Origin of the sequence: Trinickia symbiotica (assembly GCF_002934455.1) — a bacterium.
Lineage (GTDB): Bacteria > Pseudomonadota > Gammaproteobacteria > Burkholderiales > Burkholderiaceae > Trinickia > Trinickia symbiotica.
The window spans coordinates 1-25,379 of the sequence record NZ_PTIR01000004.1 but is presented as its reverse complement, the minus strand read 5'-3'; the positions used below and the strand labels follow the sequence as shown (position 1 = coordinate 25,379).

Below are 25,379 nucleotides of genomic sequence, written 5' to 3'. Positions count from 1 at the left end.
CGGGGCAAAAGGCGAAAGCCCCGGGTTGCGCGGTGCCGGCGGCAAGCAATTGATCGCATCGGCTCACGCTCGCCGACTTCGCGCGGCGCGCGCGACGCGAGCGAACGAGCGGTAAATAGGTTAAGGACCATCCACCATCATGGTTGAACTTGAAATAGACGGGAAGAAGGTCGAGGTGCCCGAAGGGAGCATGGTGATCCAGGCTGCCCATAAGGTCGATACGTACATCCCTCACTTCTGCTACCACAAGAAGCTTTCGATCGCGGCCAACTGCCGGATGTGTCTCGTCGAAGTCGAGAAGATGCCGAAGGCCGTGCCGGCCTGCGCGACGCCCGTCTCGGCCGGCATGGTCGTGCGCACGACGTCCGAGAAGGCGGTCAAGGCGCAGCAGTCGGTGATGGAATTTCTGCTCATCAATCACCCGCTCGATTGCCCGATCTGCGACCAGGGCGGCGAATGCCAGCTGCAGGACCTCGCCGTCGGCTACGGCAAGTCCGCCTCGCGCTACAGCGAGGAGAAGCGCGTCGTTTTTCACAAGAACGTCGGCCCGCTCATCTCGATGGAAGAGATGACACGCTGCATCCACTGCACGCGCTGCGTGCGCTTCGGACAGGAAGTCGCAGGCGTCATGGAGCTCGGCATGCTGGGCCGTGGCGAGAACTCCGAAATCACGACGTTCGTCGGCAAGACCGTCGACTCGGAGCTGTCCGGCAACATGATCGATCTGTGCCCCGTCGGCGCGCTGACGAGCAAGCCTTTCCGCTACAGCGCACGCACGTGGGAGCTGTCGCGGCGCAAGTCGGTGAGCCCGCACGATTCCGTCGGCGCCAACCTCGTCGTCCAGGTCAAGAACAACCGCGTCATGCGCGTGCTGCCGCTCGAGAACGAGGCCATCAACGAATGCTGGATCTCGGACAAGGACCGGTTCTCGTACGAGGGGCTCAATAGCGAAGAGCGCCTGACGCAGCCGATGATCAAGCAAGGCGGCCAGTGGCTCGAAACCGACTGGCAGACGGCGCTCGAGTACGCGGCGAAGTCGCTCAAGGGTATCAAGGACGAGCACGGCGCGAATGCGCTCGCGATGCTGGGCAGCCCGCACAGCAGCGTCGAAGAACTGTTCCTCCTGAAGGCGCTCGCCAAGGCGATCGGCACGCCGAACGTCGACTTCCGCCTGCGCCAATCCGATTTCTCCGCCGTGCCCACGGGCGCACCGTGGCTCGGCGTGCCGCTCGCCGAGCTTTCGACGCTCGACGCCGCGTTCGTCGTCGGCTCCTTCCTGCGCCGCGATCATCCGCTGCCGGCCGCCCGTCTGCGGCAGGCCGCGAAGACGGGCGCCAAGCTGCATTTGCTGCATGCGACCGGCGACCACTCGCTGATTCCGAGCGCGAAGACGATCGTCGCCGCGCCGTCGCAGTGGCTGGCCGCGCTCGCCGGTGTGGCCGGCGCCGTCTCGCAGGCGCGCGGCGTGGCGCTGCCCGAAGGGTTCGGCGGCGTCGAGGCGTCGGCCGCGGCGCAAGACGTGGCGGCCGCGCTGACGACGGGCGAGCGCCGCGTCGTCCTGCTCGGCAACAGCGTTGTCCAGCATCCCGATTTCTCGCGTATCCATGCGCTTGCGCAATGGATCGCCGACAACACGGGCGCCACGCTCGGCTTCCTGACCGAAGCGGCCAACACGGTCGGCGCGCATGTCGTCGGCGCATTGCCCGACGCCGGCGGCCTCAATGCACGCGAGGCGTTCGAAAAGCCGCGCAAGGGCTACGTGCTCCTCAACGTCGAGCCCGAGTTCGACACGGCCAACCCGGCGCAGGCGCTCGCGGCGCTCGGTCAGGCGGAGTCGGTCGTCATGCTGACGGCTTTCAAGACCGGCACCGAATATGCCGACGTGCTGCTGCCGATCGCGCCGTTCTCCGAAACGGCCGGCTCGTTCGTCAATGCGGAGGGCACGTTGCAGGGATTCAGCGGCGTCGTGCGGCCGCTCGGCGAAACGCGCCCCGCATGGAAAGTGCTGCGCGTGCTCGGCAATGTGCTCGGCCTTGCCGGTTTCGATTACGACACCGTTGACGAAGTCCGCCGTGCGGCCATCGCCGACGGCGACGGCGCGATCCGCGCCAAGCTGTCGAACCGCGCAGCCGCCGCGCCGGCGGCGAACGGCACGCTCGCGCAGCCGGCCGGCTTCGAGCGCGTCGCCGATGTGCCGATCTATCACGCCGATCCGCTCGTGCGTCGGGCGCCGTCGCTGCATCTGACGGCCGCGGCGCGCGCGGCGCACACGATCGGCTTGCCGGCGGGACTGTTCGATAAGCTCGGCTTGAAAGAGGGCGACCCGGTGCGCGTGCGCCAGGGCGACCGTGCGGTCATCTCGAGCGCGGTCCGCGATGCGGATCTGGCGGAGACGGTCGTTCGCGTGCCCGCGGCCACGCCCGCGGCGGCGGCGCTCGGCGGCCTGTTCGGTGAACTGCTGGTGGAGAAGGCTTAAATGAGCTTGTTCGATACGATCAATGCGGGCGGCAGCCAGGCGCTCGGCGCGGCGTGGCCCACGATTTGGGCGCTCGTTCGCATCGTCGTGGTGTCCGTCGTCATCCTGCTTTGCGTGGCGTACCTGATTCTCTGGGAGCGCAAGCTGATCGGTTGGATGCACGTGCGTCTCGGGCCGAACCGTGTCGGCCCCGCGGGTCTGCTGCAGCCGATCGCCGACGTGCTGAAGCTGCTCTTGAAGGAAGTCATTCAGCCGACGGCCGCGGCGCGCTGGCTCTATCTGATCGCGCCGATCATGGTCGTCGTGCCGGCGTTCGCCGTCTGGGCGGTCATTCCGTTCCAGGCCGGCGCGGTGCTCGGCAACATCAACGCGGGTCTGCTCTATGTCATCGCGATTTCGTCGGTCGGAGTCTACGGCGTGATCCTCGCGGGCTGGGCGTCGAACTCGAAGTACGCGTTCCTCGGCGCGATGCGCGCCGCCGCGCAGATGGTCTCGTACGAGGTCTCGATGGGTTTCGCGCTCGTCGTCGTGCTGATGACCTCGGGGAGCCTCAACCTGTCCGACATCGTCGGCTCGCAGGAGCACGGCTTTTTTGCGAGCCACGGTATCACGTTCCTTTCGTGGAACTGGCTGCCGCTTCTGCCCGTTTTCGTCGTCTATTTCATTTCGGGCATCGCCGAAACGAACCGCCACCCGTTCGACGTCGTGGAAGGGGAGTCGGAGATCGTCGCCGGTCACATGATCGATTACTCGGGGATGGCGTTCGCGCTCTTCTTCCTTGCCGAGTACATCAACATGATCGTGATCTCGGCGCTCGCGGCAACGTTGTTCCTCGGGGGCTGGAGCGCGCCGTTCGGCTTCCTCTCGTTCATCCCGGGCATCTTCTGGCTCGTCCTGAAGGTGTTCGCGCTGCTGTCGGTGTTCATCTGGGCGCGTGCGACGTTCCCGCGCTATCGCTATGACCAGATCATGCGTCTCGGCTGGAAGGTGTTCCTGCCCGTGACGATCCTCTGGGTGGTGGTGATCGGGTTCTGGATCATGTCGCCGCTGAACATCTGGAAATAAAGGGCGGAACGAAATGACCGCAATTCAAAACTTCTTCAAGACGTTTTTCCTGACCGAGCTCATCAAGGGGCTGGCGCTGACGGGCCGTTACGCATTCAAGCGCAAGTTCACGGTGCAGTTCCCCGAGGAAAAGACGCCGATCTCGCCGCGCTTTCGCGGGTTGCATGCGCTGCGCCGCTACGAAAACGGCGAAGAGCGGTGCATCGCCTGCAAGCTCTGCGAAGCGATCTGTCCGGCGCTCGCGATCACGATCGAGTCGGAAACGCGCGCCGACAACACGCGCCGCACGACGCGTTACGACATCGATCTGACCAAGTGCATCTTCTGCGGTTTCTGCGAGGAGAGCTGCCCCGTCGATTCGATCGTCGAGACGCACATCCTCGAGTACCACGGCGAGAAGCGCGGCGACCTTTACTTCACGAAGGACATGCTGCTCGCGGTCGGCGATCGCTATGAAGCCGAGATCGCCGCGTCGAAAGCCGCCGACGCCCCGTATCGGTGACAAGGATTGACCAACGTAGTCAGTAGTGAGCGGTTGGCGCGGCGGCGTAAGGCCGTCGCGGCAGGGCCGGCTTGTGTGCCGGCGACCGCTTGAGCCTCAAGATGGGCTAACGATGAAACGGTGACCATGGAATTCACGACCGTACTGTTCTACATCTTCGCGCTGCTCCTGACGGTGTCAGGGCTGAAGGTGATCACGTCGCGCAACCCTGTCGGGTCCGCGCTCTTTCTCGTGCTCGCGTTCTTCAACGCGGCCGCCATCTGGATGCTGCTCGAGGCCGAGTTTCTCGCGATCCTGCTCGTGCTGCTCTATGTCGGCGCGGTGATGGTGCTGTTCCTGTTCGTCGTGATGATGCTCGACATCAATCTCGACGTGCTGCGGCGCGACTTCAGGCGTTTCGTGCCGATGGCGAGCATCGTCGGCGCGATCATCGTCGTCGAGACGGCGCTGATTCTCTGGCACGGCTACGGCGCGACGACGACGCCCGTGCACGACGCGACGACGGGCGGCGGAGCGGCCGCCGCGCTCCCGAACACGTTCCTGATCGGCAAGGCGATCTACACCGACTACGTGTTCGCGTTCGAAGTCGCGGGCCTCGTGCTGCTCGTGGCGATCATCGCCGCGATCGCATTGACGGCGCGCAAGGGCAAGGACAGCAAGCGCCAGCGTGTCTCGGAGCAGGTCAAGGTGCGCGCGAAAGATCGCGTGCGGATCGTGAAGATGCCGGCGGAAACGGCGGTGCTCGAGACGGGCAAGGGCCCGGACGCGCAGGGCGAGACGGGCGCGAACGTCGGCGCGGGCGCCGTCGGCAACAACGGTTGAGCATCGAGGAGATAAACATGTTGACCCTGGCTCACTACCTCGTGCTCGGTGCGATCCTCTTTGCGATCAGCATCGTCGGCATTTTCCTGAACCGTCGCAACATCATCATCATCCTGATGGCGATCGAACTGATGCTGCTCGCGGTGAACACGAACTTCATCGCGTTCTCGCATTACCTCGGCGACGTGCACGGGCAGATCTTCGTGTTCTTCGTGCTGACCGTGGCGGCGGCCGAGGCGGCGATCGGCCTCGCGATTCTGGTGACTCTCTTCCGGACCCTCGACACGATCAACGTCGAGGATCTCGATCAGCTCAAAGGCTAATTCAGGCACTGCGGCCATGACGACACTCAATGAAAATTTGCTGCTGGGCATCCCGCTCGCACCACTCGCCGGCTCGCTGATCGCGGGGCTCGCGGGCAAGGTGGTGGGACGCAAAGGGAGCCACCGGATCACGATCCTCGGCGTGTTCATCTCGTTCGTGCTCTCGGCGATCGTCTACGCCGACGTGATGAACGGCGCGAGCTTCAATGCGACCATCTATGAATGGATGCGCGTCGGATCGCTCAAGCTCGAGGTCGGTTTCCTCGTCGATTCGCTGACCGCGATGATGATGTGCGTCGTGACGTTCGTCTCGCTGATGGTGCACATCTACACGATCGGCTACATGGCCGACGACGACGGCTATGAGCGCTTTTTCTCGTATATCTCGCTCTTCACGTTCTCGATGCTGATGCTCGTGATGAGCAACAACTTCCTGCAGCTCTTCTTCGGCTGGGAAGCGGTCGGTCTCGTGTCGTACCTGCTGATCGGGTTCTACTTCACGCGTGAAAGCGCGATCTACGCGAATCTGAAGGCGTTCCTCGTGAACCGTGTCGGCGACTTCGGCTTTTTGCTCGGCATCGGCCTGATCCTCGCCTATGCCGGCTCGATGAACTACGGCGAAGTGTTCGCGAAGCGCAACGAGCTCGCCGCGATGACGTTCCCCGGCACGGACTGGGGGCTCATCACGGTAGCTTGCATCTGCCTCTTCATCGGCGCGATGGGTAAGTCCGCGCAGTTCCCGCTGCACGTCTGGCTGCCCGATTCGATGGAAGGCCCGACCCCGATCTCCGCGCTGATTCACGCGGCGACGATGGTGACGGCCGGCATCTTCATGGTCACGCGCATGTCGCCGCTGTTCGAGCTCTCCGACACCGCGCTCTCGTTCATCATGGTGATCGGCGCGATCACGGCGCTCTTCATGGGCTTTCTCGGGGTCGTGCAGAACGACATCAAACGCGTCGTCGCCTATTCGACGCTGTCCCAGCTCGGCTACATGACCGTCGCGCTCGGCGCCTCGGCCTACTCGGTCGCTGTCTTCCACCTGATGACGCACGCCTTCTTCAAGGCGCTGCTGTTCCTCGGCGCGGGCTCCGTCATCATCGGCATGCACCACGACCAGGACATGCGCAACATGGGCGGCCTCTACAAGTACATGCCGATCACGTGGATCACGTCGCTGGTCGGCTCGCTCGCGCTGATCGGCACGCCGTTCTTCTCGGGCTTCTACTCGAAGGATTCGATCATCGACGCCGTCGCCCATTCGAATCTGCCGGGGTCGAGCTTCGCCTACTTCGCCGTGGTGGCGAGCGTTTTCGTGACGGCCCTCTACTCGTTCCGGATGTACTTCATGGTCTTTCACGGCGAGGAGCGCTTCCGTCATCCGCAGGATTTCGGCAACGGTCACGGCGCCGAATCGTCCGCGCACGGCGAGCATGGCCACGACGAGCACGCGCATCATTCGCACGAGCCTCATGAAACGCCGTGGGTCGTGTGGGTGCCGCTCGTGCTGCTCGCGATCCCGTCGATCGTCATCGGTGCGATCGCCGTCGGTCCGATGCTCTACGGGGACTTCTATCAGCATGGCGTCGCGTTCGACAAGGTCATCTACATTGCCGATAACCACCCGGCGCTGCACGAGATGGCCGAAGAATTTCACGGCTGGCTCGCAATGGGCCTGCATTCGGTGTCGGGGCTGCCCGTGTGGCTCGCACTCGCGGGCGTGGTGACGGCGTGGTTCCTGTACCTCAAGCGTCCTGACCTACCGGCGACGATCCGCCGCGCGTTCGGGCCGATCTACACGCTGCTCGACAACAAGTACTACATGGACAAGATCAACGAAGTTGTCTTCGCACGGGGCGCGGTGGTCATCGGCCGCGGCCTCTGGAAGGAGGGCGACGTCGTTTGCATCGACGGTATCGTCAACGGAAGCGCGCGCTTCATCGGCTGGTTCGCGAGCGTGATCCGCTTCCTGCAATCCGGCTACATCTATCACTACGCGTTCGCCATGATCATCGGCATGCTGGGGCTCCTTACCCTGTTTGTCACGCTCGGCGGGAAATAAAGGCGGGGAGAGAAAACTCAATGCACTCGTTTCCGATTCTCAGTGTCGCGATCTGGCTGCCGATCGTTTTCGGGCTGATCGTCCTTGCCGTCGGGTCCGACAAGAACCCCGCGCCTGCGCGCTGGATTGCACTCGTCGGCTCGGTCCTCGGGCTCATCGTCACGCTGCCGTTGATCAGCGGCTTCGATTCGTCGAGCGCCGCGTTGCAGTTCGTCGAGCAGTCGGACTGGATCGATCGCTTCCATATCACGTATCACCTCGGCGTCGACGGCATCTCGATGTGGTTCGTCGTGCTGACGGCGCTGATCACGGTCATCGTCGTCATCGCGGGCTGGGAGGTGATCACCGAGAACGTCGCGCAATACATGGCGGCGTTCCTGATCCTCTCCGGGATCATGGTCGGCGTGTTCTCGGCCGTCGACGGACTGCTCTTCTACGTGTTCTTCGAGGCGACGCTGATCCCGATGTACCTGATCATCGGTATCTGGGGCGGTCCGAACCGGATTTACGCCGCGTTCAAGTTCTTCCTCTATACGCTCGCCGGCTCGCTGCTGATGCTGGTTGCGCTGATTTACCTGTACGTGCAAACGGGTACCTTCGATCTCGCCGCCTGGCAGAAGGCGCCGCTCGCGATGACGCCGCAGGTGCTGCTCTTTATCGCGTTCTTCCTCGCGTTCGCGGTGAAGGTGCCGATGTGGCCGGTCCATACCTGGCTGCCCGATGCGCACGTCGAAGCGCCGACGGGGGGCTCCGTCGTCCTGGCCGCGATCATGCTGAAGCTCGGCGCGTACGGCTTCCTGCGCTTCTCGCTGCCGATCGCACCCGATGCGAGTCACGCGCTCGCGCCCGCCGTCATCACACTGTCGCTCGTCGCCGTCATCTACATCGGCTTCGTCGCGATGGTGCAGGCCGACATGAAGAAGCTCGTCGCCTATTCGTCGATCGCGCACATGGGTTTCGTCACCCTCGGCTTCTTCATCTTCAACCAGCTCGGCACGGAAGGGGCGATCGTGCAGATGATCTCGCACGGCTTCGTCTCCGGCGCGATGTTCCTTTGCATCGGGGTGCTCTACGACCGTATGCATTCGCGCCAGATCGCCGATTACGGCGGCGTCGTCAATGTGATGCCGAAGTTCGCGGCGCTCGTCATGCTGTTCTCGATGGCCAACTGCGGCTTGCCGGGCACCTCCGGGTTCGTCGGCGAGTTCATGGTCATCCTCGCGGCCGTTCAGCACAATTTCTGGATCGCTTTCGGCGCGGCGTTCACGTTGATTCTCGGCGCGGCCTATACGCTCTGGATGTATAAGCGCGTCTACTTCGGCGCCGTCACGAACGATCACGTGAAGTCGCTTGCCGATATCAACGGCCGCGAGTTCCTCGTGCTCGGCGTGCTGGCGGCGCTGACGCTGTTCATGGGCCTCTACCCGAAGCCCTTTACCGATGTAATGCACGTGTCCGTGCAGGACCTCCTCTCCCACGTCGCGCAGTCGAAACTGCCGCCGCTGCCCCAGTAACGCCGAGCGGAGGAACGAAAAGATCATGCAAAACGCCTCTATGACTGTCCTGTTGCCCGACGCGCTCATCATGGTGGCCGCCGTCGTGGCCTGGCTCAACGAAACGTTCGTCGGCGATTCCGGCCGCCGCGTCACCTATCTGATCGGCGTGCTGTCGTCGCTCATCGCCGGCATCTGGTTCGCGACGCTGATCGTCACCCCGCAGCAGTACTTCTTCTCGCACATGTACGTCGTCGACGGCTTCGCGAGTGCGATGAAGGCGGTCGTGTCGATCGGCTACGCGATCACGATGATCTACTCGCGCAAGTACCTGGAAGACCGCGGCCTCTTCCGCGGCGACTACCTGCTGCTCGGCATGTTCGCGCTGCTCGGCCAGCTCGTGATGATCTCGGGCAGCAACTTCCTCACGCTCTATCTCGGCCTCGAGCTGATGTCGCTCTCGCTCTACGCGGCCATCGCGATGCGCCGCGACGCGTCGCAGTCGAACGAAGCGGCGATGAAGTACTACGTGCTCGGTGCGCTTGCCTCGGGTTTCCTGCTCTACGGCATCTCGATGATCTACGGCGCGACGGGCTCGCTCGATCTGAGCGAGGTGCTGAAGGCGATCGCATCGGGCCGGATCAACGACGCGGTGCTGCTCTTCGGCGTCATCTTCATCGTGGCCGGTGTCGCATTCAAGATGGGCGCCGTGCCGTTCCATATGTGGGTGCCCGATGTCTACCACGGCGCGCCGACGGCGATGACGCTGCTCGTCGGCGGCGGCCCGAAGGTAGCCGCGTTTGCATGGGGCCTGCGCTTCCTCGTGATGGGTCTTCTGCCGCTCGCCGCCGATTGGCAGGACATGCTGATCATCCTGGCCGCGCTCTCGCTCATCGTCGGCAACATCACCGGTATCGCGCAGCGCAATGTCAAGCGAATGCTCGCCTACTCGGCGATTTCGAACATGGGCTTCGTGCTGCTGGGCCTGCTGGCGGGCGTCGTCGACGGTAAGGCCGACGGCATGGCGAGCGCCTACAGCTCGGCGATGTTCTACAGCATCATTTACTTCCTGACGACGCTCGGTTCGTTCGGCATCGTCATGCTGCTGGCGCGCCGCGATTTCGAAGCGGAGACGCTCGACGACTTCAAGGGCCTCAACAAGCGCAGCCCGGTTTATGCGTTCGTGATGATGGCGATGATGTTTTCACTCGCCGGCATCCCGCCGACGGTCGGTTTTTACGCGAAGCTGGCCGTGTTGCAGGCGGCACTCAACGCCGGGCTCGTCTGGCTCGTCGTGCTAGCAGTCATTACCTCGCTCTTTGGCGCCTTCTATTACCTGCGCATCGTCAAGCTGATGTATTTTGACGCTCCGCAGGACAACGCGCCGCTTGCAAGCCCGATCGCCAATCGCTGGGTGCTGACGCTCAACGGCGTTGCCGTGCTCGTGCTGGGTATCGTGCCGGGTCCGTTGATGACGCTCTGCCTGAACGCCATCGCCCACACGCTGCCCGTCGCACTGTGATGCCCCCGCGCTCATTGTCGTTCGCTGCCGCGCAGGTGATCCCCTTGGGGACGGGGAGCTGAGATGTCGGCCGCAGGCTGGTTCGTCGTCCTGTTGGCGGTGCTCGCCGCCAACGTGCCATTTGCCAATCAGCGGCTTTTCGCGGTCCTGCCGCTCGGCGCGGTGAAAAAGAGCGCCTGGATCAGGCTCGCCGAGCTGATTGCGTTGTATTTCGCGGTCGGTGCGCTCGGCTTCATGCTCGAAGCGCGCGCCGGCAACCGCTTCGAGCAGGGCTGGCAGTTTTACGCGATCACGTTCTGCCTCTTCCTCGTTTTCGCGTTTCCGGGGTTTACCTTTCAATATCTCGTCAGGCGCCGCTGACGGAGCGAGCGTCAAATGGGGAGTGGAGGAGACGTTCCTTCCCTATCGGAGAAAAGCGCATGGCCGACTTGCCCGACAATGACCACGATGCGTCGCTGACCGAGACGCGCCTTTCCGGCGAGACCGTCCACAAGGGCTCGTTTTTGCACGTCAAGCGCGATGTCGTGAGGCTGCCTGACGGTAAGCAGGCTACGCGCGAATATGTCCAGCACCCTGGCGCCGTGATGGTGATCCCGCTTTTCGACGACGGGCGCGTGTTGCTCGAGCGTCAATATCGCTATCCCATCGGTCGTGTGATGGTCGAGTATCCGGCCGGCAAGCTCGACGACGACGAAGACGAGCTCGCCTGTGCGCAACGCGAGCTGCAAGAGGAAACGGGCTATACGGCGCGTGAATGGCACTTCCTGACGCGCATCCATCCGATCATTTCGTATTCGACCGAGTTCATCGACATCTTTCTCGCGCGCGGACTGACCTCGGGCGAGCGCAAGCTCGACGACGGCGAATTTCTCGAGACCTTCGTGACCGAGTTGCCGCAGGTCACCGAATGGATTCGCACCGGTGCGATCACCGATGTGAAGACGATCATCGGCACCCTTTGGCTCGAGAAGGTGCTCGCCGGCGTCTGGACGCCCGGCGACGCCGCGGCGGCGCGACTGTTCGGCAAATAGGGCATGGTCGGCGCGGTTCGCGCAAGCGCGCTAGAATGAGCCGTTTCGTTCGGTGAACGGTCGTTCACCGGAATCGTTTTCGCGCTACACTTAGCCGCAGTTTTTGTCCGATCGAGCATGAAGGTCCTTGATTTGCAATGTCCGCACGGTCATCGGTTCGAAGGCTGGTTCGCCTCCGTCGATGAGTTTGAATCGCAGTTGTCGCGCAAGCTGGTCGAATGTCCCGTTTGCGCCGCGACCGCGGTGAGCCGTGTCCCGTCCGCACCGCGCCTGAACTTGTCGGGCGCCACGCGCCCCGACGAGAGCGGGGCGGGAAGGCGTCCGTCCACCGGCGGCGACGTGCAAGCGGATGCGCCCGCGGCGCAGAGGGAGCGCATGCGCGAAATCGAGGCGCGCGCCATGCGTGCTTTACGTGAGCTGGTCCAGAACACGGAAAACGTCGGCGACCGGTTTGCCGAGGAGGCGCGCCGCATCCACTATAACGAGGCGCCTGCCCGCAATATCCGCGGCGTAGCCACGCCCGATGACGCGCGCTCGCTCGCCGAAGAAGGGATCGACGTCATGGCGGTGCCTGGGGCCTGGGCGTCGAAAGAGTCGCTGCAGTAAATCCAACAAGGAGACAGCGCGATGGGTTTGAGCTTCGAGGACCTCGAAGTCGGCTCCCGGCGGGACGCGGGCGCACATACATTCAGCGTCGATGAGATCCTCGAGTTCGCCGAGCGCTTCGATCCGCAACCGTTTCATCTCGACGAGGCGGCCGCAAAAGCTTCCCCGTTCGGCGGGTTGATCGCGAGCGGCTGGCATACGTGCTCAGTGCTCATGGGCCTTTGCGGCCGCAACATGCTGAGCGGCTCGACCTCGATGGGTTCGCCCGGTATCGACGAGATTCGCTGGACCAAGCCCGTGCGCCCCGGCGATACCCTTCACCTTTTCATTTCGGTCCTCGAGAAGCGCATTTCGGCGAGCCGGCCTGATCGTGGCATCGTCTCGTTGCTTTGGGAGGGTATCAATCAGGCGGGCGAGACGGCCGTGACCGTGCGATCGAAGGTGATCTTCGGTTTGCGCGGCGCTTAGTGCTTCGCGTACTGCGTGGCGCCGAACAACATTTCCCTCGCCTTGTCGTCCATCAGGGGCCTGCGGGCAGAAGAAAGCACCTCGACGCCACGCACGACGGCCGGCCGCGCCGCAATGGCTTCATGCCAGCGCTTCACGTTCGGGAACTCGCTGAGCTCGATACCCTGGTTTTGCCATGAGCGCGTCCACGGAAAGGCTGCGATATCCGCAATCGTGTAGTCGTCGCCGGCAAGGTACCGAGTTTTGCTCAGCTGCGTGTCCATGACGCCATAGAGGCGCTTGGCCTCGTTCGTGTAGCGGTTGATCGCGTATTCGATCTTTTCCGGGGCATAGACGCGAAAGTGATGCGTCTGCCCGAGCATCGGCCCGATGCCGCCCATCTGGAACATGAGCCATTGCAGTGTCGAGTAGCGCGCCACCGGGTCAGCCGGCAGGAATTTGCCCGTCTTCTCGGCGAGATAGAGGAGGATCGCTCCTGATTCGAAGAGCGAGATCGGCTTGCCGCCGGGACCGTCGGCATCGACGATCGCCGGGATCTTGTTGTTCGGGCTGATGGCGAGAAACTCGGCCTTGAATTGATCGCCAGCACCGATATCGATCGCATGGACGCGATATTCGAGGCCCGTTTCCTCGAGCATGATATGGACCTTGTGCCCATTCGGCGTCGCCCAGCTATAGACATCGATCATCGCGGCTCCTTGTAGGACGGTGGCGTCGCAACAAGCAACGCCGATCGAGCCGGAAATTAGCATAGAACGACGGGAGCCGCAGACAGCGCCGCAAACCCCCTTCGGCGGTGCGGTTTCGGTGCGCGTGCGCGCCGAACCTCCCGCGCGTTAGACTCGCGTCAGGCCGCGTTTGGCGGGGTATAGCGCGCCAGTTCCAGCTTCGCAATGGCGTTTCGGTGAACTTCGTCGGGACCGTCTGCAAAGCGCAGCGTGCGTGCTAGCGCGTACGCGTAAGCGAGCGGAAAATCGTCGCTGACGCCACCGCCGCCGTGCGCCTGGATCGCCCAGTCGATCACCTGGCACGCCATGTTCGGCGCGACGACCTTGATCATCGCGATCTCGGCGCGGGCAGCCTTGTTGCCGACCGTATCCATCATATAGGCCGCCTTCAGCGTCAGGAGGCGTGCCTGCTCGATCGCGCATCGCGCTTCGGCGATGCGCTCCTGCGTGACCGTTTGCGCGGCGATCGGCTTGCCGAATGCGACGCGCTCGGACGTCCGTCGACACATCAGTTCGAGGGCTCGCTCCGCGAGCCCCACCAGCCGCATGCAGTGATGGATGCGGCCAGGACCGAGGCGACCCTGTGCGATCTCGAAGCCGCGACCCTCGCCGAGCAGCACGTTCGCGGCGGGCACGCGCACGTCGTCGAGCGAAATTTCCATATGGCCGTGTGGTGCGTCGTCGTAGCCGAAAACGTTGAGCGGGCGATGCACGGTGATGCCCGGCGTATCGGCCGGCACGAGGATCATCGATTGCTGCGCATGCTTCGGCGCGGCGGGATCGGTCTTGCCCATGAAGATGTAGACTTTGCAGCGCGGATCGCCAGCCCCCGAGGACCACCACTTGCGGCCGTTGATCACATAGCTCTCGCCGTCGCGTTCGATGCGCGTGCGGATATTCGTCGCGTCGGACGAGGCGACGTCGGGCTCGGTCATCAGGAACGCCGAGCGGATAACGCCTGCGAGCAGCGGTTCGAGCCAACGGCGCTTTTGTTCGTCCGTACCGTAGCGCTCGATGGTCTCCATGTTCCCCGTATCGGGTGCATTGCAATTGAAGACTTCGGGCGCCCAAGGCACGCGTCCCATGATCTCCGCGAGCGGCGCATATTCGAGATTCGTCAGGCCGGCACCACGCGAAGAGTCGGGAAGAAAGAGATTCCAGAGGCCAGCCTCGCGTGCGCGTGCTTTGAGCGTCTCGATCAGCTGTGTCGGCACCCACGCGTTGCCGTTTTGGCGATTGCGCGCGACTTCTTCGATGAACGCGCGCTCGTTCGGGTAGATGTGCTCGTCGAAGAAAGCGAGGAGCCGCGAACGCAGCGCCTCGACTTTGGGGGTGTAGTCGAAATTCATCGTCAGCTCCCTTTCAATCTCGAGTCAGCGCACCTTCTGTGCATACGACCACGCGAGCTCCGCCATCGGCCTCGCGCGCCGGCCAGCGTCGGCCGCTTGCGCGCTCGCGGCGGTACCGACGGTCACGCGCTTCATGATGCCCTGCAGGATCGCGGCGATGCGAAACATGTTGAAGGCGAGGTAGAAATTCCAGTCGCCCGTGATCGCGAGCCCCGTACGCTCGCAGTAGCGGCCGACGTAGCTGGCTTCGTCGGGGATGCCGAGCGTCGCCCAATCGAGGCCGCCGATCCCGCGGAATTGCCGCGGATCGACGTGCCATGTCATCACGTGATAGGCGAAATCGACGATCGGATCGCCGAGCGTCGACAGCTCCCAATCGAGCACCGCCAAGATGCTCGGCTCACTCGGATGGAAGATCAGATTGTCGAGCCGATAGTCGCCATGTACGATTGCGACACGCGTTTCGCCGTCGGACGATTCCACGGGAACATGGGCGGGCAGCCATTCGATGAGCCGATGCATCGCTTCGATCGGCTCGGTCTCGGAGGCTTCGTACTGCTTGCTCCAGCGTGCGATCTGGCGCGCCAGATAGTTGCCTGGCTTGCCGTAGTCCGCGAGGCCGACGCGCTCGGCATCGACCGTATGGAGCGCCGCGATCACGCGGTTCATTTCGTCGTAGATCGCAGTGCGCTCGTCGCGCGACATGCCGGGCAGTGTCGGGTCCCAGAGCACGCGTCCGTCGACGTGCTCCATTACATAAAACGCGCGACCCATCACCGATTCGTCGTCGCAAAGCGCGAGCATGCGGGCGACGGGCACATCGCTGCCGGCCAGCGCATCCATCACGCGGTACTCGCGCTCTATCGCGTGCGCGGACGGAAGCAGCTTCGCGGCAGGCGCGGGCTTCGCGCGCATCACATAATTTCGCGCGGGAGTGACGAGCTTGAATGTCGGGTTCGACTGGCCGCCCGCGAACTGCTCGACGGCGAGCGGGCCCGCGAATCCGTCGACATGCTCGCGCAGCCAGGCCGAAAGCGCTGCTTCGTCCAAGCGCTGTTGCGCCGATACCGAGCGTGTGCCGGTGAACGCCGAATAGTCCTGCCGCTGATCCGCGTCGCTTGCCGGTGGGCTTTGCGCCGTCATGGTCCGACTCCTCCGATGTCCTAGTCGTGCTCCTAGTCCCCTCGATATCGCAGATATTGGGCATAAAGCATCTCCATCGTCGTGTGCCGCACATCGCGAAAGAGCGGGCCGGGCGGCGCGTAATTGAGCATCCGCACCACCCAATCGCATGGCTGGCTACCGGCGTCGAGTGCATTGATACACCCCGCCGCTTGGGCAAGATGGCCGAAGAATGCTCTGCCGCCCGCCGTGATCGCATGCGAGAGCAGCGCGCGGTTGACGCCACCATGCAGCACGAGCAATACGGTATCCCACGATGGATCGGCGCGCAGCCGGGCGAGCGCGGGAAGGACCCGGTCAAGCAATTCGCCGATCGTTTCGCCGCCGAGAAAGCGCGTTTCCTCGGGCACGATGCCGTCGAAGATCGTCAGGAACGCACGCTCGATTTCGGCCGGCGGCAAATCGGGCAATCGTCCCGATCGAATCTCGCGCCACTCGGGCCAGCATTCGATCTCGACTTGCTTTCCGAGCGGATCGTCATCGTCGGGCCGCTTCATCTGACTGGCCGGGTTGCCGGGCTCATCGCGCTCGCTCGCGCCGATGGCCTGACGCATTTCCGCGATCACGCACTGCGCGGTTTCGATCGTGCGCGGCAGGCCGCTTGCGATGACGCGATCGAATTGCACGTTGGCCGCGGCAAATGCCTGGCCTGCGGCCCGCGCTTGCGCTTGGCCCCGTTCGTTGAGCGGTACCGTATCGGGATCGATCGCCCGGCCAGAGTCGTCGAAGTAGGTCACGTCGCCATGCCGCATCAGGAAGATGCGCCGCCGCTTCGGGATCTTGAACTCGGGCATCGCGGTGGTCCGTTATCGATAGCGCGCAGGCCGCTTTTCGAGAAAGGCGGTGATGCCTTCGAGCCCCTCGCGGTGATGCAGCGAGGCGACAAAGTGGTCGCGCTCGAAGTTCAGCTGATCGAGCAACGACTGCTCGCCAGCGGCGGCCACGAGCGCCTTGATGCGGCTCGTCGCATTGGGCGAGCCGCGGCCGAGCTCGTCGGCCCACGCGATCGCCGCATCGCGGATCTGCCCCGGCCCGGGCTTCACGAGGCGGTTGACGAGGCCGAGCGCATGAAGACGCGCCGCGGAGATCGGTTTGGCGTCGAGCAGCACTTCCGTCGCGAGCTGGCGCGGCAGCGACTGTCCGAGGAACCACGAGCCGCCGCCGTCAGGCGTCAACCCGACGCGCGCATACGACATGACGAACTTCGCATCTTCGGCCGCGACGATCAGATCGCAGGCGAGGGCAAGCGAAAACCCGGCCCCGGCCGCCGCGCCGGCCACCGCGGCGATGACGGGTTTCGTCGACGTGCGCAGCGCCAGAATCCATTGACCGAGCAGATCGATGCTTTGCGCCTGGACGGAGGGGTCTTTCGCGCGGTTCTCGAGCAGCCGGTTCAAATTGCCGCCGGCGCAGAAGAAATCGTCCGCGCCCGTCAGCACGACGGCGCGGATCGATGCGTCACGCTCGGCCGTCTCGAGGGCGACGATGCCGGCCGCGTACATATCCGGGTGCAGCGCGTTGCGCGCGCCGGGGTTCGAGAGCGTCAGGACGAGCGTCGATTCGCTCTCGGGCGGCCGCGCCGCGAGAAGTTCCGCGCTCATGATCGTCAAAGGCGCGAAAGCCGATCGAGCGCCGTGGCGAGGGTTTCCTCGCGCTTCGCGAAGCAAAAGCGCACGACGCCCGACTCGTGCCGCTCATGATAGAACGCCGACACCGGAATGGCGGCCACGCCGATTTCGCGCGTGAGCCACTTCGAGAAATCCTCTTCGGACATATCGCTGATCGCCGAGTAATCGACGCACTGGAAGTAGGTGCCTTCGCAAGGCAGCAGCTTGAAACGCGTACCGCCCAGGCCGGCGCGGAAAAAGTCGCGCTTGCGCTGATAGAAGGCGGCCAGTTCGAGATAGGGTGCGGGATCGCGCAGATAGTCGGCGATGCCGACCTGCATCGGCGTGTTCACCGTGAACACATTGAACTGATGCACCTTGCGGAACTCGGCCGTAAGCGGCGCCGGCGCCGCCACGTAACCGACCTTCCAGCCCGTCACGTGAAAGGTCTTGCCGAAACTCGAGACGACGAAGCTGCGCGCCGCGAGCTCGGGATAGCGCGCGACGCTCTGATGCGGCGCGCCGTCGTAGACCATGTGCTCGTAGACCTCGTCCGAGACGATGAGCACGTTCGTGCCGCGCACGATGTCTTCGAGCTTGCGCATGTCCTCGGCGTGCCAGACAGTACCCGTCGGGTTGTGCGGCGTGTTGATGAGAATGAGCCTCGTGCGCGGCGTGATGGCGGCCGCCAGCTTGTCGAACGGCACCCGATAGTCGGGCGCTTCGAGCGTCACGAAGACGGGCGTGCCGCCGGCGAGCTCGATCGACGGCAGATAGCTGTCGTAGGTGGGCTCGAGCACGACGACCTCGTCGCCCCGATGCACCGTCGCGAGGATCGCGGTCAAAAGCGCCTGCGTCGCTCCCGCCGTGACGGTGACTTCGGTCAGCGGATCGTATCGCCGTCCGTGAACCGCCTCTATCTTGTTCGCGATCGCATCGCGCAGCGCAGCGATGCCGGCCATTGGCGGGTACTGGTTGTGACCATCGCGCATGGCCTTTGCGACCGCGTCGACGATGCGGGCGTCGCAGCCGAAATCGGGAAATCCCTGGCCGAGGTTGACGGCTTCATGCTCCGTCGCGAGCGCGCTCATGACGGTGAAGATCGTCGTGCCGACATTCGGCAGACGCGAGGGAAACTCGGGAGGCGCTACGTCGTGCGCGCGTTGCGTTGGCTCGTGCGGTGCGTTCATGGGGCGCTCGAAGTGACGATAGGTTCATGCAGCATGCAGGCGGCCGCGAACGGCGCCGGCTGGGCGATGCGAAAGCCGAAATCGCGCGCGGTGCGCCGCGCGAGCTTGAGCAACGCGCGGTCCTTCGAGACGAGCCAGTCCGCGCCGGCCGAATGGGCGAGCTCGAGAAATTTCTGATCGTCGCGATCCTTGCAGCGCGGCAGCGTGGCTGCGCCGGCGGGCGGCTCGGCCGGCAGTGTCATGACCGAGAGCCGCGCGACCGACGCGAGCGCCTCCTGCTTGTCGACGGCGCGGCGCGTGAACTGCGGATAGTCGAGCACGCGCGAGAGCTCGGCGAGGCAGCGCGCATCGATGACGGCGTCGAGCGCACCGCTGCGCAAGGCGGCATGGATCGGGCGCGTGGCCGCGTCGTCGAACACGAGGATGTCGATCCAGACATTCGAATCGAGGACGACCCTAGGCGCGGCGCGCGAGGCATCGGGACCAGAAAGACTAGGCATTCGCTACAATCGGGCTTTTCGCGTTCTCCACCCGGCACATCGTGCCGGCCAGCCTCCATGATAATTGTTTTGTCTCCGGCGAAGTCGCTCGACTACGAGACCCCGCCGCACGTTCGACGTCACACGATTCCCGACTTCGTCGAGGACGCCGCGCAGCTCGTGGAGGGCTTGAGGCGTCTGTCGCCGCAGCAGATCGCGACGCTGATGGGCGTTTCCGACTCACTCGCGCAGCTCAATTTCCAGCGCTATGCCGACTGGTCGCCCGAGTTCGGCTTGCACAACGCGAAGCAGGCCGTGCTCGCGTTCAACGGCGACGTCTATGAGGGATTCGACGCGAAATCGCTGTCGGCGGCCGATCTCGATTACGCGCAGCAGCACGTGCGCGTGCTCTCCGGTCTTTACGGCCTGCTCCGGCCGCTCGATCTGCTGCAGCCTTACCGTCTCGAGATGGGAACGCGTTTTTCGAACGCGCGAGGCAAAGACCTCTACGCGTTCTGGGGCGAGCGCATTACCGATGCGCTCAACGCGCAGCTGCGCCAGAAAAAGCGCGGCGCTCGCGTACTGGTCAATTGCGCCTCGGAGGAGTATTTCAAATCGGTCAAGCCCAAGCGGCTCGAAGCGCCCGTGGTCACGCCGGTATTCGAGGACTGGAAGGGCGGCCGCTACAAGGTCATCAGCTTTCACGCCAAGCGCGCGCGAGGACTGATGGCACGCTTCGCTGTCGAACACCGCCTCGGCGCGCCCGAAGAATTGAAAGCCTTCGCGGCCGAGGGTTATTCGTTCGACGAAGCGGCGTCGAACGATGCCACCTATGTTTTTCGCCGCCGCGTCGGCGATTGAGACTCCCCATGACACTTTCGATCACGAGCAATTTCGATGGCGGCGCGGTGGAGGTGCTGTCTTGCGAGACGGCCGGCGATATCCGCTTGCGCATTCGCCCCGACAGCCATGCCGAGTTCGCGCAGTGGTTCTACTTTCGGCTCTCGGGCGCACGCGGCGAGCGCTGCGTGATGACGTTCGAGAACGCGGCCGATTGCGCGTTCGCGCAAGGATGGCACGGCTACCGCGCAATGGCGAGCTACGACCGGGTCAACTGGTTTCGCGTTCCCACGTCGTATGACGGCCGGGTGCTGACGATCGACCATACGCCCGAATTCGATCGCGTTTACTACGCTTACTTCGAGCCCTACAGCGAGGAGCGGCACGCGGAGTTTCTCGGCGCGCTGCAGCAGATGCCTCATGCGACGCTCGTCGAGCTGGGCCAAACGGTCGAGGGGCGTCCAGTCTCGCTGCTGGCGCTCGGCGCGCACGAAGCCGCCGACGCAGCGCGGCACGACGGCGCCGCGGCGAAAAAGAAAGTCTGGATCGTCGCCCGCCAGCACCCCGGGGAAACGATGGCCGAATGGTTCGTCGAAGGGCTCGCGAAGCGGCTGGCGGGGTGGGGCGACTGGTCGGGCGATCCGGTCGCGCGCAAGCTTTTCGAGCGCGCCGTGTTCTACATCGTGCCGAACATGAACCCCGACGGCAGCGTACACGGCAATCTGCGCACGAATGCGGCAGGCGCGAATCTCAACCGCGAATGGATGGATCCGGATCCGGAACGCAGCCCCGAGGTGCTCGCGGTACGCGATGCGATTCACTCGATCGGATGCGATCTGTTCTTCGATATTCACGGCGACGAGACGTTGCCTTATGTGTTCGTCGCCGGCTGCGAGATGCTGCCCGGCTTCACGGCGCACCAGGCGGCCGAGCAAGCGGCGTTCATCGAAGCGTTCAAGCAAGCGAGCCCTGATTTTCAGGACAAGCACGGCTACGAGTCGGGCAAATACCAGGAAGACGCACTGAAGCTCGCTTCGAAGTACATCGGCCATACGTTCGGCTGCCTGTCGCTGACGCTCGAGATGCCGTTCAAGGACAACGCGAATCTGCCCGATGAGCGAGTCGGATGGAACGGCGAGCGTAGCGCGGCGCTCGGCGCCGCCATGCTCGGCGCCGTGCTGCGCCATCTCGAAACGTTCGGGTAAGCGAAGCGCCGCGGCTTCCCGCGGCTAGTGCCCGACACTAGGTGCCGCCGCCGCGCTTTTTCCTCTGAGCCTGGGCTCGCTGCGTCGTTCTTTTCGTCGTGTGCTTCGACCCGTGCTTGCCTTTGCCCTTCTTCGTCGAGCGCTCAGCGCGCGGCTTGGCCGGCGGCACCGGGTCATTCCAGCTGAATGCCAGCATTTGCTGGCCGACATAGCCGCAGCGAAACTTCAGATCGTAGGGAGCGTGATCCTTGTCGCGCGCGATGCCTTGCCCTTCGACGGTGACGACATTGTCGACCTTGATCCGCTGCTTGCCTTCGTCGAACGAATCGTTCCACGGCGTAATCGTGGCATGCTGGCTGTCGAACGATTCGGGCGCGAATTCGACATGATCGATGACGTTCGACGTGCTGGCGACGAAGCTGCCGTGCGCGGCGCAATCGGCTACGAGCGGATCGGCGTGCATGTCGCCGACAAACTTGGCGATCAATTCGTTGCGCTGATCGATCAGATCGGCGCGGGCGGGGGTGACGAAGGCGAGAGGCAATGCGGCGAGCGCAACCGTCAGCGATCGGACAAGCCGGCGCAGGCGGCGTGATGTGTTGGAGCTATCCATCCAGTTGATATTATCGAGATGTCACTTGGCCAGACGCCCCTCCGTACACTGCCCTTGGGCAGCCTAACGGCGGAAATGGCGGGACGTCAGTGTGGCGGGCGCACTTCGCTAAGATGCCGCAGTCGCCGATAGAGTTCAACCGATCCGTGAACATTTGTGCCGCGGCAATGCTCGGCTCGAGCGCGGCGCGAAAGGCGAAGCTCCGGCGACACGGGCCGCGTGAGTCGCAATAGGGGGTGAACGTCGATGCAACGACTGACGATTACGTGCGCGGCCCCCCGAGGCGATAGCGGCGAACGTCGTTGGTGGTGACCCATGTCGGCTTGTAGACGGCGATGAGCGCCGTCGACATGCCCGTGAACCATGCTTCCCCGAGCGCGAGCAGGAGCACGCTCAATGCATAGCCGGCGGGGATGATGATCTTCGGCGAGCCACCCGCCAGCCCGACATGAAACCCGATCGCGACGGCCGAAGCGAGGGCGACGGCCACGGCGGGCGAGACGAAGCCTTGGATGGCGATGAATACGAAGAGATTGCGGGGCAGCCAGGCGAGTGAGGCGCGCTGCAACAGCGACGAGATGCCCACCGGCATTGCGCCGTAGACGAGGAACGTGAGCGCGATGCCTTGCCAGGCCGCGTCGAAGACGACGGCCGCGATCCCCGAGACGGCAGCCATCGCGACGAGCGCGAGCGCCCAGTCGAACAAGGTCACGAAAAGGGTGGCGCCGAGCAAGTGCATGACTGGGCCGTCTTCGAGCCATGCATTGCTTGCCCATAACACCGAGATAGCGACGATGATGGCGAGCCACACGTGCTGCAGCGTCGCGTCCTGCAAGCGCTTGAACGGCCTGCGCAGCACCGCGAGCGCGAGAAGCCCTGCCGCGGCGACCCAGGCACCGATGGAAACCCACAGCGGAAGCGGCGTATAAAAGAACCCCATGTCGCCATATTACTCGTTGGAATCCGAAACCGGGAGCCGTTGCTGGCCCGACGCCGGTGCGCCGAGCAGTGCTTTCCGTGCTTATCGCGAGCCGGTATTCGTTACCGTCTTGCGGAACGGCGTTGCAGGTTCGGCAGCCATTGGCAGGCTATTCGTTTCCTCTTGCCGCGGCAATGGATACTTGAATGTGGTGCGGCGGCGCAACGGTACCGGGCCTGGCTGGCCTATCGCGGGTTTCGGCGCGTGTTCGCGCTCGCCGCGCAACACTTCGAGCTGCGGCGTGAGCCATCCGTTGTAGATGGCGACGGCCGCGGCGCGATTCGGCGCGCCGAGTTGCTGGAAGATGCTCGCGAGGTGAATCTTGACCGTGCCCTCGCTGATACCGAGCGTACGGGCGATCATCTTGTTGGTGCTGCCCATATGAACACAGCGCATGATCTGCTCCTGCCGCGGGGAAAGGGCCGGCGCAAAGCGGGCGCGCCGCGCGGACGGCGGCGTCAGCTCGCAGACGAGCGCGGGCGGCGCCGAGACGTCGGGCGCAGTGCCTTCCTCGTGCATGAAAGCGGCGTGCGGCGCATAGTGCCCACCCGCCAGCACCAGCTCGACGAGGCGCAAAATCAGTTTGGGATTCGTGCCGCGCGGGATCACGCCTTGCACGCCCTCGTCCATCAGCAGCCGGACGCGGGCCGCGGACGCATCGTCGACGAATACCGCCACGCGCAGGCCGGGCTGCTCGGCGATCAGCGCGCGCACTTCCGAGACGCGCATCGCGTCGTGCCAGTCGACGACGAGCAAATCGACCGGTGCTCGCCGCAACGCCCGGCACGCCTGCGTCCAATCCCTTGCTTCGCAAAACCGTGCGTGCCGATTGATCTGTCGCAACAGTGCCTTGAGACCGTCGCGCCGCTCTGCTTCAGAACCGAGAACTGCGAACCGCATACTTTGCCTCCTGGTAGTCCAATGCGGCGCCGCCGCGGCGACCCGACAGCGGGCCGGCCGCGCTCCTCTCGTGCCGCCGACGCAATGATGACAAATTACTTACGAGCGGACGGCTAGCCGGACGGCATAGGACGCGCGTCGGTACGCTCGGCGTGCGGCTGGCGGCTGGCGGCTGGCGGCTGGCGGCTGGCGGCTGGCGGTTGGCGGTTGGCGAAGTATGGCTCGCCAAGGGAGCGACGGGCTCCCTTGCGGCGGGATCGGCGGGACGGTGCCCCGGCAAAGTCCCCTTTGAAGAAACCTGGGGGGCGGGGCACGCTAACGGGGCGGGAGCGAGTGGACGACTCAGTGGAAATGCGGCTGAGCGGGCTCGGCGTCTTCGGGCATCTCGGCGTGGACGATTTCACCGAGCGGATCCGCGTAGAGCGGAACGCCGCAATCGTCACAATATTCGGGCTCGAAACGGCCAGCGTGCCGGCGGATGTCGGTGAGACCCGCCTCCTTGAGCAGCGCGATGATTTCCTCGAGCGGGCCTTCCACTTCCTCGGTCTCCTCGTCGATCGAGAGCTCGCCGTTCTCGCGGCCGTAGAGCGGCCAGACGACGCCATAGATCACGTCGTTGCTGCCGCGGCGCGTGAAGCCGATCCGGTACTCGTCGATGCGCCGCTCGCCGAAGCCGGCGACGACCGCGCGCAAATCCTGCGCCGTCGCGCCGATCGTGTCATAGAGGTAGCGGATGGCAGTGCGCACCGTGTGCGGGCGCACGCGCTCGTCCGCGTCGCGGCAGGCGGAGTAGTAGGCGTCGGGCAGCAGGCATTCGAATTCGCAGCCAGGCAGGACGACCGCGAGGTTGGCGCCGCCTTGCGACGTCCACTGCTCCAGGCATTGCCCGCGCTCGATGCGCGCGCCGTTTTCTTCCTCTTGCCAGCGAAAGAGTGGCGCACCGACGGGCGCCGCCACCACGGCGAGCAAAAAGCGCGGATCGGCGAGGATAGGCGAAGTCTCCGGCAGCTCACCGAAGTTCATCTTGGCAGGCGTGCCGTTCACGGCGGCTTGAATCAGTTGCTGCGCCACGCGGTACGTCTCCACATGGTGGCGGGGCAGCTGGTCGATGCTGTAGAGGAAAGGCGCGAGCGCGACGCGTGTGCCGTCGGCCAGTACGTGCGCTTGAAGATGGGCCCGCAGGGCATCGACCGATTCGGTCTTGAGCGAACCCGAAGGGATGATGTAGCGCGTCCACGCCAATATGGGCGCCGCGATCAACAATGCTTCGTAGGAAGCGCCTTCGTGCTCGATGACGAACGATTCACTGTGCGTTTCCGCCATGTCCGCGAGCGCGCCGTAGGCGTCCGGGTGATTCTGCTGAAGGTGATCGAGCGCGGCGTCGAGCGTGGTCTGATTGCCATTGCGGACGATCTTCGCAAGCAACGTGTCGAGCTTCGCTTCCCAGAAGCGGTCTTCGATACGGCTGCCGGAGGCGAAAAGCGCGAGCGACAAGCCGACGAGCTTGTCGGCATCGGGGGGAAGGCGTTTGGCGATTCGCGAGCGCATAGTGAGTGAATAGGATGTTCATTCGATGAACCTTCCATTCTAGTCGTTTCCGGCACCGTGAGCCCCGACTGCGCAAACACGAGGAGGCTATTCTTCACTTGCCACGCTCTGCGAAGCGGCCTAGAATCACGCCCTTTCGCGCGGTCGGCGACGGCGGCGCGAGAGCGGGAAGTGGGAGGGCGAGCGGCGCGCATCGTGCAGTCAACGAGGCGCGCGGTTGGTGGTTGGCGGGTGAGAGTAGTGACGCTGAGCAGTGAGCGACGCAATCAAAAAACTCGTTGACGACTGGCTGATGACGCTGCATAATCTCGCTTCTCTGCTGCTGATGCAGCAACGCAAGACGGCGGTGCCGAAGGGTAGTGGTGGTAGCGGCGCCGAGGCAGTTGAGC

At 64.2% G+C, this 25,379-nt stretch carries 25 protein-coding genes; 14 read left to right on the top strand and 11 right to left on the bottom strand.

Features of this window, described 5'->3' with window-relative positions; all coding sequences use genetic code 11:
- Positions 1-139: 139 nt before the first annotated feature.
- From nuoG to B0G57_RS07810, 12 genes are all read left to right on the top strand, one after another.
- Positions 140-2,476 (top strand): NADH-quinone oxidoreductase subunit NuoG, encoded by a 2,337-nt coding sequence (gene nuoG, locus B0G57_RS07865; protein WP_018442914.1) that lies wholly within the window; start codon positions 140-142, stop codon positions 2,474-2,476.
- Positions 2,477-3,541 carry an NADH-quinone oxidoreductase subunit NuoH gene (gene nuoH, locus B0G57_RS07860; protein WP_018442913.1) on the top strand — a complete coding sequence of 355 codons (1,065 nt, stop codon included), beginning with the start codon at positions 2,477-2,479 and terminating at the stop codon, positions 3,539-3,541.
- A gap of 13 nt (positions 3,542-3,554) precedes the next feature.
- Entirely contained in the window at positions 3,555-4,043 is a 489-nt protein-coding gene (gene nuoI, locus B0G57_RS07855; protein ID WP_018442912.1) for an NADH-quinone oxidoreductase subunit NuoI, read from the top strand.
- 126 nt (positions 4,044-4,169) lie between these two features.
- Positions 4,170-4,865 (top strand): NADH-quinone oxidoreductase subunit J, encoded by a 696-nt coding sequence (locus tag B0G57_RS07850; protein ID WP_018442911.1) that lies wholly within the window; start codon positions 4,170-4,172, stop codon positions 4,863-4,865.
- 17 nt (positions 4,866-4,882) lie between these two features.
- Positions 4,883-5,188, top strand: coding sequence for an NADH-quinone oxidoreductase subunit NuoK (nuoK, locus tag B0G57_RS07845; protein ID WP_018442910.1), 306 nt, complete (start codon positions 4,883-4,885; stop codon positions 5,186-5,188).
- 16 nt (positions 5,189-5,204) lie between these two features.
- Entirely contained in the window at positions 5,205-7,250 is a 2,046-nt protein-coding gene (gene nuoL, locus B0G57_RS07840; RefSeq protein ID WP_018442909.1) for an NADH-quinone oxidoreductase subunit L, read from the top strand.
- Positions 7,251-7,270: 20 nt separating this feature from the next.
- Complete coding sequence (locus tag B0G57_RS07835; RefSeq protein WP_018442908.1) at positions 7,271-8,764, top strand: NADH-quinone oxidoreductase subunit M; 1,494 nt, start codon at positions 7,271-7,273, stop codon at positions 8,762-8,764.
- Positions 8,765-8,789: 25 nt separating this feature from the next.
- A complete protein-coding gene (gene nuoN / locus B0G57_RS07830) occupies positions 8,790-10,265 on the top strand; it encodes an NADH-quinone oxidoreductase subunit NuoN (RefSeq protein ID WP_035469306.1) in 1,476 nt (491 codons plus the stop codon).
- Between the two features lie 63 nt (positions 10,266-10,328).
- Positions 10,329-10,625, top strand: a complete 297-nt coding sequence (locus B0G57_RS07825; protein ID WP_018442906.1) for a DUF2818 family protein — start codon at positions 10,329-10,331, stop codon at positions 10,623-10,625.
- Positions 10,626-10,684: 59 nt separating this feature from the next.
- On the top strand, positions 10,685-11,296 hold the full coding sequence (locus B0G57_RS07820) for an NUDIX domain-containing protein (RefSeq protein ID WP_018442905.1): 612 nt from the start codon (positions 10,685-10,687) through the stop codon (positions 11,294-11,296).
- A 117-nt stretch (positions 11,297-11,413) separates the two neighbouring features.
- Positions 11,414-11,902 carry a DUF1178 family protein gene (locus tag B0G57_RS07815; RefSeq protein WP_018442904.1) on the top strand — a complete coding sequence of 163 codons (489 nt, stop codon included), beginning with the start codon at positions 11,414-11,416 and terminating at the stop codon, positions 11,900-11,902.
- A gap of 21 nt (positions 11,903-11,923) precedes the next feature.
- Positions 11,924-12,370, top strand: coding sequence for a MaoC family dehydratase (locus B0G57_RS07810; RefSeq protein WP_018442903.1), 447 nt, complete (start codon positions 11,924-11,926; stop codon positions 12,368-12,370).
- Here B0G57_RS07810 and B0G57_RS07805 read toward each other — a convergent pair.
- The 7 genes from B0G57_RS07805 to B0G57_RS07775 form a co-directional block, all read right to left on the bottom strand.
- Positions 12,367-13,059, bottom strand: coding sequence for a glutathione binding-like protein (locus B0G57_RS07805; RefSeq protein ID WP_018442902.1), 693 nt, complete (start codon positions 13,057-13,059; stop codon positions 12,367-12,369). The genes B0G57_RS07810 and B0G57_RS07805 overlap by 4 nt on opposite strands.
- Before the next feature lie 158 nt (positions 13,060-13,217).
- Positions 13,218-14,447, bottom strand: a complete 1,230-nt coding sequence (locus B0G57_RS07800; RefSeq protein WP_018442901.1) for an acyl-CoA dehydrogenase family protein — start codon at positions 14,445-14,447, stop codon at positions 13,218-13,220.
- A 24-nt stretch (positions 14,448-14,471) separates the two neighbouring features.
- Complete coding sequence (locus tag B0G57_RS07795; RefSeq protein WP_018442900.1) at positions 14,472-15,590, bottom strand: phosphotransferase; 1,119 nt, start codon at positions 15,588-15,590, stop codon at positions 14,472-14,474.
- Positions 15,591-15,622: 32 nt separating this feature from the next.
- Positions 15,623-16,423, bottom strand: coding sequence for a histidine phosphatase family protein (locus B0G57_RS07790; RefSeq protein ID WP_018442899.1), 801 nt, complete (start codon positions 16,421-16,423; stop codon positions 15,623-15,625).
- 12 nt (positions 16,424-16,435) lie between these two features.
- A complete protein-coding gene (locus B0G57_RS07785) occupies positions 16,436-17,230 on the bottom strand; it encodes an oxepin-CoA hydrolase, alternative type (protein ID WP_026230083.1) in 795 nt (264 codons plus the stop codon).
- A 5-nt stretch (positions 17,231-17,235) separates the two neighbouring features.
- Positions 17,236-18,426 carry a pyridoxal phosphate-dependent aminotransferase gene (locus B0G57_RS07780; protein WP_018442897.1) on the bottom strand — a complete coding sequence of 397 codons (1,191 nt, stop codon included), beginning with the start codon at positions 18,424-18,426 and terminating at the stop codon, positions 17,236-17,238.
- Entirely contained in the window at positions 18,423-18,926 is a 504-nt protein-coding gene (locus B0G57_RS07775) for a putative toxin-antitoxin system toxin component, PIN family (protein WP_018442896.1), read from the bottom strand. The genes B0G57_RS07780 and B0G57_RS07775 overlap by 4 nt, the downstream gene beginning before the upstream one ends.
- A gap of 57 nt (positions 18,927-18,983) precedes the next feature.
- On the opposite strand from B0G57_RS07775, the gene yaaA reads away from it, so the two are divergent.
- Both yaaA and B0G57_RS07765 read left to right on the top strand, forming a co-directional pair.
- The gene (yaaA, locus tag B0G57_RS07770) at positions 18,984-19,766 is read left to right on the top strand and encodes a peroxide stress protein YaaA (protein ID WP_018442895.1); all 783 of its coding nucleotides are present in this window, start codon (positions 18,984-18,986) and stop codon (positions 19,764-19,766) included.
- A gap of 8 nt (positions 19,767-19,774) precedes the next feature.
- Positions 19,775-20,950 (top strand): M14 family metallopeptidase, encoded by a 1,176-nt coding sequence (locus B0G57_RS07765; RefSeq protein ID WP_018442894.1) that lies wholly within the window; start codon positions 19,775-19,777, stop codon positions 20,948-20,950.
- A 37-nt stretch (positions 20,951-20,987) separates the two neighbouring features.
- Here B0G57_RS07765 and B0G57_RS07760 read toward each other — a convergent pair whose 3' ends face one another.
- The 4 genes from B0G57_RS07760 to B0G57_RS07740 form a co-directional block, all read right to left on the bottom strand.
- Positions 20,988-21,563 (bottom strand): BspC domain-containing protein, encoded by a 576-nt coding sequence (locus tag B0G57_RS07760; RefSeq protein WP_026230082.1) that lies wholly within the window; start codon positions 21,561-21,563, stop codon positions 20,988-20,990.
- A gap of 262 nt (positions 21,564-21,825) precedes the next feature.
- Positions 21,826-22,503: an energy-coupling factor ABC transporter permease gene (locus B0G57_RS07755; protein ID WP_018442890.1), complete on the bottom strand. Its 678-nt coding sequence runs from the start codon at positions 22,501-22,503 to the stop codon at positions 21,826-21,828.
- 81 nt (positions 22,504-22,584) lie between these two features.
- Entirely contained in the window at positions 22,585-23,442 is an 858-nt protein-coding gene (locus tag B0G57_RS07750) for a response regulator transcription factor (RefSeq protein ID WP_018442889.1), read from the bottom strand.
- Between the two features lie 342 nt (positions 23,443-23,784).
- Positions 23,785-24,990 carry a DUF2863 family protein gene (locus tag B0G57_RS07740; RefSeq protein ID WP_018442888.1) on the bottom strand — a complete coding sequence of 402 codons (1,206 nt, stop codon included), beginning with the start codon at positions 24,988-24,990 and terminating at the stop codon, positions 23,785-23,787.
- Positions 24,991-25,379 lie beyond the last annotated feature (389 nt).